This window comes from Burkholderia sp. E168m23 (assembly GCF_016586125.1).
Taxonomy (GTDB): domain Bacteria; phylum Pseudomonadota; class Gammaproteobacteria; order Burkholderiales; family Burkholderiaceae; genus Burkholderia; species Burkholderia orbicola.
On sequence record NZ_BCPP01001610.1, the window covers coordinates 1 to 726 of the forward strand.

Sequence of the window (726 nt, forward strand, 5' to 3'; positions counted from 1 at the left end):
TCCTGCGCGGTCGCGAACGTGCGCTCGAACAGGATCGACAGGTTGTGCAGAATCCGCTCGACGACCTTCTTCTCCCATTCGCCGTCGAAACGGATCTGCTCGTCGAGCCAGCGCTCGAGCCATGCCGGGTCCGGCAGGCGCGACTGCACGGTGTCGCGCGGGAACAGCGCCTGGTTCACGTGCAGGTTGGTCGGGTGCAGCGGCTTCTCGGTGCGGCGCGCCGACGCCATCAGCACGCCGATCTTCGCGAAGGCGGCACGCGCGACGTCGCCGCAGTCGTTCAGCGCTTTCTTCATATAGCGCAGGTACGCGCCGCCATGACGCGCTTCATCGCGCGAAATCGTTTCGTAGATCTGCTTGATGACGGGCTCGGTGTGCCAGTCGGCCGCGCAGCGGTACCAGTGGTTCAAACGGATTTCGCCGCAGAAGTGCAGCATCAGCGTCTCGAGCGGCGGCGCCGGATCGAACTGGAAGCGCACCGCGTGCAGTTCCTCTTCGGTCGGCACCATCTCCGGCTTGAAGCGGCGCAGGTATTCCATCAGCACGAGCGAATGCTTCTGCTCCTCGAAGAACCACACGCTCATGAACGCGGAAAAGTCGCTGTCGTGCTGGTTGTCGCGCAGGAACATTTCCGTCGCGGGCAGCGCCGACCATTCGGTGATCGCGTTCATCTTGATCGTCTTCGCCTGCTCGTCGGTGAGCAGCGAAGCGTCGAACTTGTCCCAC

General features: G+C 63.5%; 1 protein-coding gene. It reads right to left on the reverse strand.

Going from position 1 to position 726, the window contains the following annotated elements; all coding sequences use genetic code 11:
- Positions 1-726, reverse strand: a 726-nt coding sequence (locus JMF90_RS39195; protein ID WP_201326562.1) for a ferritin-like domain-containing protein, incomplete at both ends; no start/stop codon positions are given.